The 12,691-nt window shown below is 61.3% G+C and carries 9 protein-coding genes; 6 read left to right on the plus strand and 3 right to left on the minus strand.

Annotated features, from left to right (window positions below; translation table 11 throughout):
* Positions 1–70: 70 nt before the first annotated feature.
* Both INT29_RS14460 and valS read right to left on the minus strand, forming a co-directional pair.
* Positions 71–760, minus strand: coding sequence for an AIM24 family protein (locus INT29_RS14460; protein ID WP_193072057.1), 690 nt, complete (start codon positions 758–760; stop codon positions 71–73).
* Between the two features lie 141 nt (positions 761–901).
* On the minus strand, positions 902–3,547 hold the full coding sequence (gene valS / locus INT29_RS14465; RefSeq protein WP_193072058.1) for a valine--tRNA ligase: 2,646 nt from the start codon (positions 3,545–3,547) through the stop codon (positions 902–904).
* Between the two features lie 160 nt (positions 3,548–3,707).
* On the opposite strand from valS, the gene INT29_RS14470 reads away from it, so the two are divergent.
* The 6 genes from INT29_RS14470 (at position 3,708) to ndk (ending at position 11,736) form a co-directional block, all read left to right on the plus strand.
* The gene (locus INT29_RS14470) at positions 3,708–4,886 is read left to right on the plus strand and encodes an acyltransferase (RefSeq protein ID WP_226831282.1); all 1,179 of its coding nucleotides are present in this window, start codon (positions 3,708–3,710) and stop codon (positions 4,884–4,886) included.
* A gap of 192 nt (positions 4,887–5,078) precedes the next feature.
* Positions 5,079–5,834 carry an SDR family oxidoreductase gene (locus INT29_RS14475; RefSeq protein WP_101574740.1) on the plus strand — a complete coding sequence of 252 codons (756 nt, stop codon included), beginning with the start codon at positions 5,079–5,081 and terminating at the stop codon, positions 5,832–5,834.
* Between the two features lie 384 nt (positions 5,835–6,218).
* Complete coding sequence (gene ileS / locus INT29_RS14480; RefSeq protein ID WP_193072059.1) at positions 6,219–9,485, plus strand: isoleucine--tRNA ligase; 3,267 nt, start codon at positions 6,219–6,221, stop codon at positions 9,483–9,485.
* Positions 9,482–10,870, plus strand: coding sequence for a bifunctional folylpolyglutamate synthase/dihydrofolate synthase (locus tag INT29_RS14485; protein WP_193072060.1), 1,389 nt, complete (start codon positions 9,482–9,484; stop codon positions 10,868–10,870). Before ileS ends, INT29_RS14485 begins: the two co-directional genes overlap by 4 nt.
* Before the next feature lie 4 nt (positions 10,871–10,874).
* Positions 10,875–11,240: a DUF4233 domain-containing protein gene (locus tag INT29_RS14490; RefSeq protein WP_101574737.1), complete on the plus strand. Its 366-nt coding sequence runs from the start codon at positions 10,875–10,877 to the stop codon at positions 11,238–11,240.
* Between the two features lie 82 nt (positions 11,241–11,322).
* Entirely contained in the window at positions 11,323–11,736 is a 414-nt protein-coding gene (gene ndk / locus INT29_RS14495; protein ID WP_101574736.1) for a nucleoside-diphosphate kinase, read from the plus strand.
* A gap of 94 nt (positions 11,737–11,830) precedes the next feature.
* Here the strand turns inward: ndk and INT29_RS14500 are convergent, their stop codons facing one another.
* Entirely contained in the window at positions 11,831–12,481 is a 651-nt protein-coding gene (locus INT29_RS14500; RefSeq protein ID WP_193072061.1) for a vitamin K epoxide reductase family protein, read from the minus strand.
* Positions 12,482–12,691: the final 210 nt, after the last annotated feature.

Raw genomic sequence — 12,691 nt, forward strand, 5'->3', positions numbered from 1 at the left:
TTAGTCGAGACAGCGAACCCGAGGTGGCCCGGAAGTTGATCCGGGCCACCTCGGTCTCGTATGAGCCTGATCAGGCTTGAGGAGTGTACACAGCATTCTCAGCGGGCTGGACGACGACGAATCCGGGGCCGTGGAAGGCAAGCTGGATCGATTCGCCCGAGCCACGACCGAAGAAGGTTCCCACGCTGACATCCGTCTTGATCTGCGGTGCCAAAGACGAGGACCAGCACACCGCGGCCTGCGGGTCGACGAACGTCGGCTGCTGGGAACAGTCGAGGACCATCGGTTCGCCCTTGCAGCAGATGGCGGCGGTGCCTGCGCCGCTGAGTTCGAGGTTGAACAGGCCTGAGCCGCTGGCCATGGCTCCTATTCCGCCCTTGATACGTTTGATCTCCCAATTGAGGGCATCATCGAAGGCCAGCAGGTTCGCGGTATTGACCGTCAGTGCATCCTGCTGGCCTTCCAACGCCATCATGAAGATGTTCGAGGCCTCACGCGCGAAGAATACTTCGCCATGGCCCTCGACCTTCATCACATTGCCGCCCTCACCTGTGGCGGCCTTCTTCATGAACTGTCCCACCGACTTCGAACCCTGGTGAGCGAAATGGACATCGCCCTGATACGCAACCATGGCGCCTTTCGTAGCGATCATGGGTGTATTGGGCGTGATGACTGTGCGCAGCATCTTGTTCGACTGCAGAGTCCAGCGTTCCTGGTTCTGGATCTCTGCATTTCGCTTGGAAAAGAGTTCACTTCTCATAGTTCAAGGGCCTTTCGTCCATGAAGAAGCCATGCACTCCTTCAACTATCGAATCCATCGTATGTGTCTGGACCCCATAGAGACCGGAGAACTCTGTGTTGATCTTGGAACAAACGCTGGTCGCGGGAAGGTCCGGAACACTCAGTCCTGATCGACGAAGTCGATCGCGGCAACCGTGATCTCCTCACCCTCTTCCTCAGTGACGAGATTCTGGATGCGTCCAGCGGCCATCAGATCGTTCTGTGCGCTGCCGATTGCGGAGACCACAGGTGCAGGCGCATGGATGGTCAGGCTGGCCACCTGAGTCTTCTGAGACACCTTCGCCTCGGTCTTCGTCCGCCGGATCTCTGTGAGCACGGAGGCGACAGAGACCAGCAGGTCCGGATCCACAGACGTTTCCGGATGGGCCAGCTGTTCGTCTTCGGGCCACGGTGACCGGTGCACAGATCCCGTCCGCCACCATGACCAGACCTCTTCGGTCACGAAGGGCATGATCGGGGCGAACAGACGCAGAAGCACGTCGAGAGCGGTGGCGAGCGTGACGTGAGCGGAGAGCTGGTCGTCCTCGCCCGCGGCACCGTAGGACCGGTCCTTGACGAGCTCGACGTAGTCATCGGTGAACTCCCAGAAGAAGCTCTCCGCGGCACGCAGAGCGTGCGCGTAGTCGTAGGCCGCCATATGAGCCGAAGCGGTTTCGACCACATCGGCGAGCTTCTTGAGCAGCGCACGATCGAGATCGTGCGTCACACATCCGAGCTGGCCGACCAGCCCGGAGTGCACGCCCTGGGCCAAAGCGAACTTCGACGCGTTGAGCAGCTTCATCGCCAGTCGGCGCCCGATCTGCATCTGCGTCACGTCATAGGCGGTGTCAGAACCCAACTTGGCGCTGGCGGCCCAGTAGCGCACCGCGTCGGGACCGAATCCCGGCTTCGACTCGCCGAGTATGTCTGAGGGGACAACGACGTTGCCCTTCGACTTCGACATCTTCTTGCGGTCCGGATCGAGAATCCATCCGGACAGACCGGCATGCTTCCACGGAGCGGCATCATTGAGCGAGTTCGCCCGGACGACAGTCGAGAACAGCCAGGTGCGGATGATGTCGTGACCCTGGGGCCGCAGGTCGAAGGGGAATACCTTGGAGAAGAAGTCCTCGTCGCGGCTCCAACCGCCCAGCAGCTGCGGGGTCAGCGACGACGTCGCCCAGGTGTCGAGGACATCCGGGTCGGCGGTGAAGCCGCCGGGCACGTCACGCTGGTCGGCCGTGAAGCCGGCCGGCACCTCGGCGATGGGGTCGGTGGGCAGAGATTCGGGAATGATCGGATCCGAGTAATCGGGTTCCCCGGCCGAATCCAAGCGGTACCACAGCGGAATCGGAACGCCGAAGTAGCGTTGGCGAGAGACCAGCCAGTCACCGTTGAGATTTTCCACCCAGTTCTCGTAGCGCGAGCGCATGAACGCGGGATGCCACTCGATCTCGCGACCACGGGCAATGAGCGCATCGCGAAGTTCAGCCGAACGTCCGCCGTTGCGGATGTACCACTGGCGAGAGGTGACGACCTCGAGGGGTTTGTCGCCCTTCTCGTAGAACGGCACAGGATGGGTGATCGCTTCGATCTCACCGATGAGGTCACCGGATTCGGCGAGCATCCCGGCGATGTCCTTGCGGGCGGTGAAGGTGGTCTTACCCGCCAGCTTCTCGTAGTTGGCGACAGCATCTGTCTTCGGTGATGCTGCGATCCATTCGGGGACTTCGAGGCTGAGTCGACCGCCACGGTTGATGACCGCACGTGTGGGCAGGTCGAGTTCACGCCACCAGGTGACGTCGGTGAGGTCACCGAAGGTACACACCATGGCGATGCCGGTGCCCTTGTCCGACTTGGCAAGTTCATGGGCGCGGACTTCGACGCTGACTCCGAAGAGCGGTGAGACGACCCGGGTGCCGAAGGACGAGGCGTAACGTTCGTCCTCGGGGTGGGCCACGAGCGCGACAACGGCAGGAATGAGCTCCGGACGGGAAGTGAGGATGACGATCGCTTCCGCCGAGGTGTCGGCAAGGCCGTCGCTGCCCTCAGGGTAGAAGTTGACTTTGTGGTAGGCGCCGTCCTTCTCCCGGTCTTCGAGCTCTGCCTGTGCAACGGCGGTGCCGAAGGTGACGTCCCACATGGTGGGTGCGTCCTGAGAGTAGGCATGGCCGTTCGCGAGATCGGCGAGGAAAGCCTTCTGGCTGACCGAACGCGAGGTGTCATCGATGGTGCGGTAGGTGTAGTTCCAGTCCACGGACAAGCCGGTGGAACGGAAGAGGTGTTCGAAGATCTGCTCGTCCTCGGCCGACAGAGTCTCGCAGAGTTCGATGAAGTTCTGACGGGAGATCTTGACGAAGTCACGAGAGTTCTTCGACGGCTTCGCAGGTGGCTCGAAGCTCGGGTCGTAGCTTTGGGTAGGATCGCAGGTCACGCCGTAGTAGTTCTGGACGCGCCGTTCCGTCGGCAGACCGTTGTCATCCCAGCCCAAGGGGTAGAACACGTTCTTGCCCTGCATACGCTGATACCGAGCGATGATGTCGGTCTGAGTGTAGGAGAAGACGTGGCCGACGTGCAGAGACCCGGAGGCGGTGGGTGGGGGAGTGTCGATCGAATAGACCTGCTCGCGATCCGTATCGACGTCGAAGGCATAGACTCCGCTGTCGCTCCACGCGGCGTCCCATTTGTCCCGAAGTCCCTCAAGAGCCGGCTTATCCGGCAGGTTCACTGACTCGTGCGTCGAGTCCGAAAAGGCAGGTGTGTTCATAATTCTTGATTTTCTCACCCGGGAGGCCTGGGGCCAAACCGGTCAACCGGCGTGAGTGAACTTCAGCCATCCGATGCAGCGACCTAGTTCGTTTGGGACCGTGACACACACTGAATGGAGCGTGAGATGCTTCGGCGGCCGAAAATGAGATTATTGGACCATGGCGCCCTTGGACAGAATCGGATCAGAGAACCTGCCCCCTACCTCGACCGCGTGGATGAACCCCGCTCGCGCGATCGCGATCGTGGCAGTCGTCGCCATCCATTCGCTGGGAACCGTCGTTGAAGAGAACTACGCAGGAATGGGACCCGACTGGTGGGTCGCCAACGGTTTCGACTCCGCCGCCAGATGGTCAGTTCCCGTGTTCATCATGATCTCCGGCGCACTGGCTTTGGACCCGGCGCGGGGCAATAAACCGCGCCGATTCCTCAGCAAACGCGTCTGGAGAATCGGGATCCCCCTCGTGTTCTGGACTGCCGTCTACGTCCTCTTCAGGCGCTTCTATCTGCTCCCGACCGATGACGGTTGGAACCCGGGAATTGCCATCCTCACCGGTTCGCCGTTCGTACAGCTCTACTTCCTCTACGTACTCGCCGGGCTGACTCTGCTGACACCGTTCTTCCGGCTGCTCAGTGTCCACGGTTCGCGGCGACTGCAGTGGGGGACGGGACTCATCTTCCTCGGGATCGGGATGCTCGACCAGTGGGCGAGCATCATCTTCGATGTGGGTGAGGCCAATATCGCCACCCGGTTCCTGCCGATGGCCGGTTTCTACATCCTCGGCTGGGTGCTCCGGGACGTGGTGCTCCCCTTCCGCGGCGTCGTGCTGTCTTGGCTGGCGCTTGCCGGTTCGATCGCGATGACCATCGTCTGGGCCGGACTCGGCCCGGGCGAAAAACCGTGGGTATTCCCCTACGAGTACCTCTCACCGGGCGTCGTCATCGCCTCTCTGTCCGCCTACCTCCTGCTCCACCATCACATGAATCACGGATTCCGCCTTCTGCACTGGTTCTACCCGTACTCCTTCGGTGTGTTCCTGCTCCACCCGCTGGTGCTCTACCCGGTGCGCAACGAGATGGGTCTGCCGACGACCGTGTCTGGTGTTCTTATCCACGCGATCGCGATGCCGCTCGTCTACACGGTCATCTGTGCTGCCGTGACGTGGCTGGCGGTCAAGATTCCCGGCGTGCGCGCCGTATTCGGCGAAGGCGGTCCCCGCAATCCACATTCGAAGCCGACTCCACGCCCTGCTGGAACAAGCAAGATCAGTCCCAGGCAAGAACCGGAAGAGATACGGAAATCGGATCAGGTGAGTGATCCGGACGCCACCAGCGCTTAGCCCGTGACGTTCGGCTCTCAGCGTGTTACCTCCAGCGCTGTGTTTGTCGATCCGTCCGGCAGACTCGGATGGCACTCCGTAGACTGAACAATGGCCCCAACGTGCAGGGTCTCAAGCAGATGGTGGAAGCCCGCGGGAAGTTGCACACCTGGAACCACGAACAACGACGAAGAAGCATGGAGAAGCACAGCGATGGAAACACTCAGAGCAGTCGTGACAGGCGCGAGTTCGGGAATCGGTGCGGCAACGGTTCGCCAGCTGCGAGAGCAGGGCTGGGACGTCGTCGCCGTAGCCCGGAGAGAAGAGAAGCTGCAGGCACTGTGCGAAGAGACCGGTGCCAGCTATGTCGTGGCCGACCTGACCGACGATGCCGCAGTGGCAGCTCTTACCGCCGAGGTGCTGGCTGGGGGACCGGTGCACTCTCTGGTCGCCAACGCGGGAGCTGCCTACGGCACCGACACCGTCGCTGAATCCTCAGTCGAGGGTTGGCGTGACATGTTCGACGTCAACGTCCTCGGAGTGCTGCGAGTCGTCAAGGCATTCCTTCCCGCATTGATCGAATCCGGGCGCGGAGACATCGTCGTCATGTCCTCGACCGCCGGACACCAGGCATACGAAGGCGGGGGCGGGTACGTTGCCGCCAAGCACGGTACACACTCGATCGCAGCGACGCTGCGACTCGAGCTCGCCGGTGAACCAGTGCGCGTCATCGAAATCGCCCCCGGCATGGTCGCCACCGAAGAGTTCACTCTGAAACGAGTCGGTGGAAGCCAGGACAAAGCCGACAAAGTCTACGCAGGGGTGGAAAATCCACTCACCGCAGAAGACGTCGCCGATGCCGTGGTCTATTCCCTGACCCGACCACACCACTTCAACGTCGATCTGATGGTGATCAGACCGATCGCGCAGGCCGCACAACACAAAGTCGCACGCAATCAGGGCCTCTGAACACGGACAACCCGGGTCTCTGAACACGGATAATCAGGGTCATTGAACACGAGGGGTCAGAGACCTACACAGACTCGATCACGGACTACCCGGATACGGCGAATGGTCGACACCCCGGGCCACGGTATACGATTGAGGGTGCATCGATCCGGCCATCACCGGGGAGCATCCGGAAGAACAGTGCGTTCGATCCTCGCCGAAGACTTCGGCAGGTCAGTGCGCACCCAGTAGAACCGGGCGGTTGGACCCGTCATCACTCCGGCTATGAGCGATCTGCCGATCGTCTGTCTCACCCGACAGTCGTTGAAAGCGGATAAGCGAGGTGGTACCGCGGCAGACATGTCGTCCTCGTGACAGTGACCGCAGTGACTCAAAAGGACGCTCATGACGCAACCGTTGTATCCCAAGGTATCGACCTCGGCCTTCGGCCTCAGTGCCTCGCCGGATTTCCCCGCCATCGAAGAGGCAGTGCTCGCCTACTGGCAGCAAGACGAGACATTCCAAGCCTCCATCGACCAGCGTGATGCCGGGCAGAATGGTGAGAACGAGTTCGTCTTCTATGATGGCCCTCCCTTCGCCAACGGACTGCCCCACTACGGTCACCTGCTGACCGGATACGTCAAGGACGTTGTCCCGCGCTTCCAGACCATGCGCGGTAAGAAGGTCGATCGCCGTTTCGGTTGGGACACCCATGGCCTCCCCGCAGAGCTTGAGGCCGAGCGTCAGTTGGGCATCACCGATAAGTCTGAGATCAGCGGAATGGGCCTGGCCGCATTCAATGACACCTGCCGTTCCTCTGTGCTGAAATACACGAAGGAATGGGAAGAGTACGTCACCCGCCAGGGTCGGTGGGTCGATTTTGAGAACGACTATAAGACGCTGAACGTCGAATACATGGAAAGCGTGATCTGGGCGTTCAAGCAGCTCTGGGACAAGGGTCTCGTGTACGAGGGCTACCGCGTCCTGCCCTACTGCTGGAAAGACCAGACTCCGCTGTCGAACCACGAGCTGCGGATGGACGACGATGTCTACAAGTCGCGCCAAGACCCTGCCGTAACCATCGGCTACAAGCTCAAAGAGTCCGACGAATGGGTCCTCATCTGGACCACGACGCCATGGACTGTTCCGTCCAACCAGGCTGTCGCGATCAACCCTGAGATCCCACTGGTCGCCGTCGTCGCTGGTGAGGACGGCGCTGCGGAACTGCAGGGTAAGACCCTGATTCTTGCCGAGGCCCGCCTCGGCACCTACCAGCGTGAGCTGGGGGAGAACCCCGAGGTGCTGCGCACATTCTCCGGCAGTGAACTCCTCGGACGCGAATACGAGCCTGCCTTCCCGTACTTCGAAGGCCGACAGGAAGAATTCGGCGAACGGATGCACACCATCCTCGAAGCCGACTTCGTCACGACCGACGAAGGCACCGGAATCGTCCACCAGTCTCCAGCCTTCGGCGAAGAGGACAAGGACCTCACCGACTCCTACGGCATCACTGCGGCCCGTCCTGTCGACGACGCCGGCTGCTTCGACTCCACGGTGGCCGACTACGCAGGCCAGCAGGTCTTCGACGCCAACAAAGCCATCATCAAGGACCTGCGCAATTCCACTGGTCCGCTGGAGGGTCGCTCGGCGCTGCTCGTCCGTCACGAATCCTACGAACACTCCTACCCGCACTGCTGGCGCTGCCGCAATCCGCTGATCTACCGCGCCGTGTCCTCCTGGTTCGTCCGGGTGACCGAGTTCAAGGACCGCATGGTCGAACTCAACGAACAGATCAACTGGGTGCCCGACAACGTCAAGCACGGACAGTTCGGGAAATGGCTGGAGAACGCACGAGACTGGTCGATCTCGCGCAACCGCTTCTGGGGTTCACCGATCCCGGTCTGGACCTCCGACGACCCTTCGTATCCCCGCACCGATGTGTACGGATCACTGGCCGACATCGAAGCCGACTTCGGGCGCCTGCCGCTCAATGACCAGGGCGAAGTCGACCTGCACCGGCCCTGGGTCGACGACTTGGTCCGACCCAACCCTGACGATCCGACCGGTCAGTCGATGATGCGCCGTATCCCTGAGATCTTCGACGTCTGGTTCGATTCAGGATCCATGAGCTACGCCCAGGTCCACTACCCGTTTGAGAACTCGGAATGGTTCGACAACCATTTCCCGGCCGACTTCATCGTGGAGTACGTCGGACAGACGCGTGGCTGGTTCTATCTACTGCACGTGCTTTCGACAGCGATCTTCGATCGTCCTGCATTCACCAACTGCATTTCCCACGGCATCGTCTTGGGCTCAGATGGACAGAAGATGTCGAAGTCGCTGCGCAACTACCCTGACGTCAACGAGGTCTTCGACCGTGACGGCTCCGATGCGATGCGTTGGTTCCTCATGGCTTCATCCATCCTGCGCGGCGGCAACCTCGTCGTGACAGAGCAGGGTATCCGTGACGGCGTGCGACAGGTCGTTCTCCCGCTGTGGAACACCTGGCAGTTCTTCGCCACCTATTCCAACACCGCAGACGGAGCCGATGGCGAGAAGGCCGGGTACCAGGCCAAAGCCCGCTACTATTCGAGCCAGGTGCTCGACCGGTACCTGCTGGCGAAGACCCACGACCTGATCGCAGACTTCGCAGACGCAATGGAGGGCCTCGACATCTGGGCGGCCTGCGAACTGGTTCGCAGCTACCTCGATATGCTCACCAACTGGTACGTGCGCCGCTCCCGTCGTCGTTTCTGGGACGGCACCGAGGAAACACATGAGTCCTTCGACGTCTTTTCCACCTGCCTCGAAGCCTTCTGCCGTGTGGCGGCCCCGCTGCTGCCGTTCACTGTCGAAGAGATCTATCGCGGACTGACCGGTGAGAGGTCGGTTCACCTGGCTGATTATCCGGATGCCGGCCTGTTCCCCGCTGATGCCGATCTCGTGTCCGCAATGGACCTGACGCGTGACATCTGCTCAACTGCCTCATCGGTGCGCAAAGCCAACCAGCTGCGGGTGCGCCTGCCGCTGGCCAAGCTCACCGTTGCCGATGACACCGACCTGGGCAGCGAGTTCACTGACATCATCTCCGATGAGCTCAACGTCCGTGAGGTGGAAGTCCTCGATGTCGCCGAGGCGGAAGCTGCCGGGTTCTCCCTGTCACAGAATCTTGTGGTCAATGCCCGCGCCGCCGGCCCCAGGTTGGGCAAGCAAGTGCAGCAGGTGATCAAAGCCTCGAAGACCGGCGATTGGTCGGTCGCCGACGACGGCACGGTCACCAGCGGCGGCATCGATCTGGTCGAGGGCGAATACTCTCTGGATTCCGTGGCAGAATCCGGCACGGAGGGGATGGAACTCGCCGCGCTCGACACCGGCTTCCTGGCACTCGACACACGAGTCACCCCCGAGCTCGAGGCCGAAGGCGTCGCTCGTGACACGGTTCGTGCCATCCAGGGAATCCGCAAGCAGCTGGACCTGCACATCTCCGATCGGATCACAGTCGTCATCGAGGCGGAGACGGACCTGGCAGCCGCGCTGAGAGCCCACCAGGCACTCATCGCCGGTGAGACACTGGCCGCCTCACTCGACTTCGCTGACGTCGACGGTGCGGGGCAGGTCTTCACCCCTGAGGAACTGCCCGCCGGTACACGTCTCGCTGTGAGCCGAGCATGAGCCCGGACGAGCGCGTCGAGACTCCAGATTCCCAGATCGTCCGCGTCTATGCAGCACTGCTGGCGCGGGCTGGGGAGACTCAGATCGAAGTCCGACTCGATGCGACCCGACGTGCCTGTGAGCTCCTCGGTGACATACACCAGGCGGCACCGGTCATCACCGTCACCGGCACGAACGGCAAAACCTCGACCGTTCGGATGATCGATTCGATCGTGTCCGCTCACGATCTGCGAGTGGGCCGGTTCACCAGCCCGCACCTGCATTCTGTGACCGAGCGGATCTCCGTTGACGGCGGTCCTGTCCCGGACGAGACCTTCGTCCGCATCTATGACGAGATCTCACCGGTGCTCGACCTCGTCGATGCGGAACTCGTTGCCGAAGAGCGCGGAAAGCTGACGTTCTTCGAGGCGCTGACGATCCTGGCTTTGTCCGTGTTCGCCGATGCCCCCGTCGACGTTGTGGTGACCGAAGTGGGCATGGGCGGCGAATGGGATTCGACGAACGTCGCCGATGCTCAGGTCTGCGTCTTCACAAAGGTCGGTCTTGATCATCAAGAGTTCCTCGGCGACACGCTTACCGAGATCGCCACCACCAAGGCCGGAATCCTCAACCGCAGTCTCGACCCCTCACCAGCACCGAATCCGGTCGCTGTCATCAGTGCACAGGCCGAAGAGGCACAGACTGCCTTGGACGCCGAGGTGGAGCGCCGAGGTATTCTCGCGCTGACTGAGGAACGTAATTTCCGTCTGCTCGACCGCACCCGCGCCGTCGACGGACAGCTCATCACAGTGCAGGGAATTCGTGATGTCTACACCGACATCTTCGTGCCGCTGCACGGCATCCATCAGGCACACAACGCCGCTGTGGCCGTGGTCGCGGCCGAGGCGTTCCTCAGCGATGAGGACAAGCCGCTCGTCCTTGACACAGTGGCCGAAGGTCTGTCTCATGTGACGTCTCCTGGACGTGCCGAGCTTGTTCGCACGGGCCCGGCCGTGGTCGTCGACGGGGCGCACAACCCCGACGCCGCCCACGTGCTGGCCGAAACCATCACCGAAGCATTCGACTTCGACTACACCGTGATGGTCCTGGCCATGTTCGCCGACAAGGACATCCTCGGCGTACTTGAGGAGCTCCACCGCAGTGCCGATGTGTTCGTCGTCAGCCAAGCGTTGAATTCCCGGTCTATGGATGCCCATGAGTTGGCAGAGTCCGTCCGCGAATGGGTGGATGAGGACTCGGTGATCGAGACACCGGATCTCAATGCGGCGCTGATGAAGGCCATCGACCTGGCGAACAATTCAGGGGCGACGAGTCCAGGAATCGTGGTCACAGGGTCACTGCATACAGTGGCCGAGGCACGTCTGCTGCTGGGCAAGGAGGAATGAGCTGATGAAGTCGAAGTTTCCCGTCCTCTGCGGGTCAATCCTGATCTGTGAGCTTTTCATCGTCTACTTCGCAGTGCTCACCGCCTATGGGTTGGAAGTGAAGGCCGCAGGGTCTCTGAGCCTGGGCCAGCTCCTCCTCGGTGCCTCCGTGATCGCGGTTCTGGCGATCGTGGCGGTGGTGCTGCTGCCACGTCGGATCGGCCAGAAACGGCCTGGCGTGGCGCTGGGCTGGGTCGTGCAGATCCTTCTGCTGGCCTCGGGATTCCTCGTCACCTCGATGTTCTTCGTCGCAGCGATCTTCATCGCCATGTGGGCGGTGTCGGTGTACTGGTCGGCACGGATCGACAGAGAAGTGGCCGAACGGGCCTGAACCGCCTGGGCGGTTGATATCAATGACCTCAACGGCGGTTAAACTATGACCGCCGATCATCGCACAAACGAAAAGGACCGGAATGGAACGCACTCTCATCCTCATCAAGCCCGATGGTGTCGCGCGTGGACTCGTGGGACAGATCCTCGCTCGGATCGAAGCCAAGGGGTACGCCATCGACGCGCTGTCGCTGCGGACCGCGACCGCGGAGGAACTCTCCGCTCACTACGCGGAGCATGAGGGCAAACCCTTCTACCAGCCCCTCGTCGACTTCATGTCCGAAGGACCGATCGTTTCGATCATCGCCTCCGGCCAGGGCGTGATCCCCGGGTTCCGCTCACTGGCAGGTGCAACCGACCCCACGGCAGCAGCGCCCGGCACGATCCGCGGCGACCTGGGCCGCGACTGGGGCGAGAAGGTTCAGAAGAACCTCGTGCACGGATCCGATTCCGTTGAATCTGCCGAACGCGAGATCGGAATCTGGTACTCCGCCTGATCCCTCTGCGCACAGACGCGGGTGACCTGCGGCAGAGCTTTCTCGGAAGAATCTGCGGCAGGACACCCGCGTCTTTTCAGTTCAGGACTTCGGTTCAGATCAGAGTCGAGAAGAAGTTCCAGAACTGGACGACGATGCTGGCCGCGATGACGAGCATCCACAGAACGAAGATCGCCACGTTCTCCTTGGCCAAGACCCTGGCGATCGGATTCTGGGCGAGCCGAGCACCGAAATTGCCGGCCAGAACATTGTGGGACGTGACTGCGACGAACATCGGGATCGTCATCGTCCACACCACCATGCACCAGGGGCAGCCGACGCCGATCTTGAAGATCGAGATATAGAACAAGAACATGACGAGCGCGGTGCCGAGAGCGAGGCCGATGTTGAGCCCGACCATCACCCACCGCGGGATCTTCGCTCCGGCCAAAAGCAACACGCCGAGGAGCAGAGGGAATATGAAGGCTCCGATTCCCAGAAGCTGGTTGGGAAAGCCGAAGAGCTGACTCTCAGGAGCCTCCATCACCGATCCGCAGGAGAAGAACGGGTTGAGGTCACAGGAGAGCACCGCGTTGGGATCTTCCAACTTCTCGTACTTCTCGACGGCCAAAGCGAAGGACGCCAAGAAGCCGACGACGGAGGCCACAATGAGGAAGATGCCGAGACTCGTCGGTCGCAGCACCCAAGATCGGGTCTGCGGTACCACGTCGATGTCGTCGTCAGGAAGAGTGTCTGCGGTATTCACACTCTAAGAATGCCTCCCCAGGCACCGCTCGGCAAACGGTGGCTGCTGTGAAAAGTCGCAATCTCAGTGTGACGGAGACCATTTGCGGTCGACATCGGCGGAGGCACCCGGGCCGATCTGTGACATAATGATCGGACGGATACCTGCTCTCACACCGAGTAGGAGAAGTGCCTCCACCGAGTCGAGGGTATGACCTCGCAGGTCGACACC

Origin of the sequence: Brevibacterium sp. FME37 (assembly GCF_014897485.1) — a bacterium.
Lineage (GTDB): Bacteria > Actinomycetota > Actinomycetes > Actinomycetales > Brevibacteriaceae > Brevibacterium.

Coding starts and splice junctions, on each gene's coding strand:
- INT29_RS14460 (WP_193072057.1), bottom strand. CDS start 760: ATGAGAAGTGAACTCTTTTCCAAGCGAAATGCAGAGATCCAGAACCAG.
- valS (WP_193072058.1), bottom strand. CDS start 3,547: ATGAACACACCTGCCTTTTCGGACTCGACGCACGAGTCAGTGAACCTG.
- INT29_RS14470 (WP_226831282.1), top strand. CDS start 3,708: ATGGCGCCCTTGGACAGAATCGGATCAGAGAACCTGCCCCCTACCTCG.
- INT29_RS14475 (WP_101574740.1), top strand. CDS start 5,079: ATGGAAACACTCAGAGCAGTCGTGACAGGCGCGAGTTCGGGAATCGGT.
- ileS (WP_193072059.1), top strand. CDS start 6,219: ATGACGCAACCGTTGTATCCCAAGGTATCGACCTCGGCCTTCGGCCTC.
- INT29_RS14485 (WP_193072060.1), top strand. CDS start 9,482: ATGAGCCCGGACGAGCGCGTCGAGACTCCAGATTCCCAGATCGTCCGC.
- INT29_RS14490 (WP_101574737.1), top strand. CDS start 10,875: ATGAAGTCGAAGTTTCCCGTCCTCTGCGGGTCAATCCTGATCTGTGAG.
- ndk (WP_101574736.1), top strand. CDS start 11,323: ATGGAACGCACTCTCATCCTCATCAAGCCCGATGGTGTCGCGCGTGGA.